Here is a 3,906-nt window from a genome sequence, read left to right as displayed (position 1 = left end):
TACGAGCGCAAAGCCGAACACTTCATGGCCTTCACCGCCATCGCCTGCAGCCTCATCTGCTACCGCAGACTCACCAAATGAGACGAGGTCTAAGGGCCTCTACTACGTGCCGATCTACGAGACGCTGCACGACATGAACTGGACGCTTGTCACCGGCTGATGTGATGGCGGGTGGAGCACCCACCCGCATTCCTCTCTTCGGATCCGCGATGGCAGGCTTAACGCCAGCCATCCGCCGGAAGACTACGGAGTATGCGACCGTGCCCTTGAAGAACTCCCGACGCTTGCGCCGCATGATCTGGGCCGGCGCCCTCTCGGTCTGTCTCGCGGCGGCTGCGACCGGCTGGGTCGCCTGGGACCACGCGCATATTCACGACGCGCCGGTGTCGGGCGACGTACTCATGAGCAACCACGGGCGTACCCTCACCACCCCCATAGATTGGACGGACTGCGAGGATAAACCCCGCCTGGAAGCTCACGAATCCGCCCACGCCATCACGCTGGTGCTGAAGCGGAAACGGCACGATTTCCAGCACGCCAGCGACCCGTGCGACGGCATGCACGACGGACTGGCCAGCACCTCCCTCGACCACCCGGCGGGCGATAGGAAGATCACCGACCTGGTCACCGGCTCGGGCATCGCCCCCTTCGACGACGCGCACTTCCCCCACCCCCGATACCTGCCGTCCGGCTTCACTCCCGCGGACAACGTCATCGGCCTGGGCAACCGCGCAGACCCGCCGTACAGCAGGGGTGCCAAACCCACATGGACCTACACCTATCAACGTAACCGAGATAAAGGAGGGCAGGCCGGAGCCGTGAGCATCACGGCGATCACCGGCGAGACCACCCCCACACAGGGGACCCCGATATCCGTCAACCATCACCCCGCCCGGCTCCAAAAGACGCCGGGTACCGAACCGACGTGGACGGCAGTGTGGCCGCAGAACGGATACACCATCACCGTCTGGGCAGAAGACCCGTTCATGACTGACGCCGAGTTCCTACGGATCACGCAAAGCCTGAGGAACTAGACGAGTAAGTCCGACCTCCGGTCAGTGGTCATAGGCGATCAGTGACCGGGTGATCGGGGCGTTGGTTGCGTTGTTGTGCCAGATCGCTGCGGCCATCGCAAGGACGCGCTGGGCGACGCGGATGGCGACTCCTTCGCAGGAACGGCCGCCGTGGTCTTCCAGGTCGAGCTGGCCCTTGAGGGTGTCGTTGACCGACTCGATCAGCTGCCGGACCTTCTTGAGCATGGACTCGCCGTAGCGAGCCTTCTCGTCCTTGCGGGAGGGCCGCAGCATGGTGATCCCGTACTCACCCAGCAGCGTCTCGAAGTCCTTCCCAGCGAACCCCTTGTCGCAGATCAGCAGGATGCCGTCGTGCTCGGCCGCCACACCCGCGTCGACTTCGAGCATCACGGCCAGCACCTCTCGCTCTCCGATCTTCGGGTCGGCCAGCGCCCACAGGATCGGCATCCCGGACGGAGTGCACACCAGGTACAGCTTCAGCCCCCAGTAGAACCGCGAGTGGCTGGCGCAGTAGCCGTAGCCCGCCCATCCGGCCAGGTCCGAGCGCTTCACCGTCGGCCGGGACATGCCACAGGGCACCGGGGTGGCTTGCCGTACCGATCGGTGCTGTCACCTGTGCCCGAGGGCGGGTTCGGAGCTGGCGGGAATTCTGTATGCGGCGGCCTCCTTCTCATCAAAGATGACGACCAATGAGTCCGGCATGTAGGTGAACCCTGAGCCGGTGGACTCTCCCAGGGCGACTGTCACAGGCGCGGCAGCAGAGAAATCAAGCCGGACAGCCCAGGGCATTTCCGGGCATCCTTCATTCGGTACATGTGTCACAGGCGTGATGCCGGTAAGGGTCATCCCGAGGAACTCGGACCACTCGGCTCGTCCGGACACGTCGACAGCTGTCCCGGAGAGGTCCGGTGTGTCACCCGGTTCCGTCAGTTCCAGGGCCAAGCCTTCGTTGAGGCCGTCCATGGCCCAGGACGCCACCAGGACCCATCCGTTGCCCAGGGTGAGGGCAACCGCCATGTCAACTTCGTGTGCGCCGCGGTCCGCGCGATGGCCTTCGGGCCACGTTCCACCCGACGGGGCTACATAGCGCACTGCTGCAAGCGGTGCGTCCGCGACGTCTGACAGGAGAGTCGCCAGCCGTTCCCGGTAGAGCGGCTCCTCGAGCCAGGGAAGAAGAGTAGTCATGGCTAGTACCGTCCGAAATACTGGAAATCGCCATTGGCGTCGAATGTAGCCCCGAATCCGCGGCCGCCGGCCGGATCCGGCATGATATATCGGGTTCCCCCGGCAAAGTTTCCCGAAGTCACGGGAACCTGAGTCGTGTTCGGGTTGGTCAGAATATCATCGAGGAGGTTCTGACCAGCCGAATCCAATTGCTTGCCGGGCACGACGTCAAGGTCTCCCCGGTTCATGGGCTTCTGGTATTCGCGTCCGGCACGGGTGAGCTTCCCCTTGTCCGGTCGCTCGCCGCTCTTCGACAGGTCGTCGAGGCACTTGGCGAGCCCGTGTGGGTCGCTGGCAGCCCAAGGGTTCTCCACATAGCCGTAATGGTGGGGCGCGGGCTTCAGGCCGAGCGGATCAGGAGCCGTGTACCGGGCGGTGTCGGGGTCGTAGTAACGGAACCGGTTGTAGTTCAGACCCGTCTCTGCGTCGCTGTATTGACCCGGAAACCGAAGCGGGCAGTCCAGGCTGGAGTCATCAGCTGCAGAGCCAGGCATGCGGGTGCCCCACAGTGAGGTCCGCCATTGCCAGGCGACGTCCCCGGACGACGACACAAGCTCCATGGGAGTGCCGACGGGATCAGTGATCACCGCGTGGAAGCGTGTAGCGGTCTCCGGATCCGTCTCGTCAGCCAGCCTTCGCGAGGAAGGAAGTGCCGGAGCTGCGATCGACTCGGCTGTGGTCGGTCTGTGCGACCGGACGGTGCGTGTCTGACTCGTAGTCCCAGGTCGTGACCCTGCCGCAGGCACGAACCTGCTCCATGAGGCGGGTGTCGTCCCAGGAGAACTCGACACGATCTGCCGGTGATCCGTCCTCGGCGATACGGTGTTTGGAGATGCGACGACCGAGTGGATCATAGAGATACCGCCATCGGTCGCCGTTCGGTGTGACCGCCTCGGTCAAGCGGTCCTCGGCGCTCCAACAGTACGTCCAGGTCCGTGTCTGCCCGTTGAGCAGCCTGCGCGTCTTACGGATCAGCCTTCCCTGCGCGTCGTGCTCGTAGGAGGTACGGCCCGCACGGCGGATGAGCGTGCCGTCGAACTCGCGCTCACCGGGGGAGTCGTGTCCGGGTGCCGTCGCCTGTACAAGGTTGCCCACCGAGTCGTAGGCGTATGTCTCGGTCCAGCCCTGAGCGTGCACACTCGTGACGCGGCCTGCGCCGTCCAGATCGAACTGGCGCGTGCCGGACGTCAGCTCACGGATCTCGGTGACGTAGCCGTCGGCTCGGTACGCGTAACTGCGATGCTGGAGCAGTCGATCGGCCTCGCTCGATGTCGCCGTCGCTGTCACCGACTGCGTGGTCAGTCGGCCCGTAGCGCTCCAGCGTTGGGCCAGCCTCACGCCCTCGCCCACCTGGCGCTCGGTCTCGCGGCCCAGTGCGTCGCGTGTGAAGGACAGCCTGCCGGCGTCCGAGTGCATTGCCGCCGGGCGTCCCGCCTCGTCGTATGTCCAGGTCGACACCAGTCCGGAGGGGGTGACCCGGCGGGTGCAACGCCCGAGCACGTTGTACTCGTACGTCGTGGTGCCGCCGTTCACGGCTTCGGACAGAACGCGTCCTAAGACCTCATCTCATTTGGTGAGTCTGCGGTAGCAGATCAGGGTGCAGGCGATGCTGGTGAAGGCAAGGAAGTGCTCGGCTTTGCGCTCGTAG

The 3,906-nt window shown here is 64.7% G+C and carries 4 protein-coding genes and 1 pseudogene; 1 reads left to right on the top strand and 4 read right to left on the bottom strand.

Going from position 1 to position 3,906, the window contains the following annotated elements:
• The first annotated feature begins 260 nt into the window (after positions 1–260).
• Complete coding sequence (locus ACZ5NH_RS45280; protein WP_468784304.1) at positions 261–1,034, top strand: hypothetical protein; 774 nt, start codon at positions 261–263, stop codon at positions 1,032–1,034.
• Positions 1,035–1,055: 21 nt separating this feature from the next.
• Here the strand turns inward: ACZ5NH_RS45280 and ACZ5NH_RS45275 are convergent.
• The 4 genes and pseudogenes from ACZ5NH_RS45275 to ACZ5NH_RS45260 all read right to left on the bottom strand — a co-directional run.
• A pseudogene (locus ACZ5NH_RS45275) lies at positions 1,056–1,622 on the bottom strand (transposase); the annotation flags it as partial.
• A gap of 21 nt (positions 1,623–1,643) precedes the next feature.
• Positions 1,644–2,219, bottom strand: coding sequence for a hypothetical protein (locus ACZ5NH_RS45270; protein ID WP_468784302.1), 576 nt, complete (start codon positions 2,217–2,219; stop codon positions 1,644–1,646).
• 2 nt (positions 2,220–2,221) lie between these two features.
• On the bottom strand, positions 2,222–2,845 hold the full coding sequence (locus ACZ5NH_RS45265) for an RHS repeat domain-containing protein (RefSeq protein ID WP_468784301.1): 624 nt from the start codon (positions 2,843–2,845) through the stop codon (positions 2,222–2,224).
• Between the two features lie 37 nt (positions 2,846–2,882).
• Complete coding sequence (locus ACZ5NH_RS45260) at positions 2,883–3,791, bottom strand: hypothetical protein (RefSeq protein WP_468784299.1); 909 nt, start codon at positions 3,789–3,791, stop codon at positions 2,883–2,885.
• Positions 3,792–3,906: the final 115 nt, after the last annotated feature.

The sequence above is a fragment of the Streptomyces sp. NPDC031426 genome (assembly GCF_055581585.1).
This window is presented reverse-complemented; position numbering and strand designations above follow the sequence as displayed.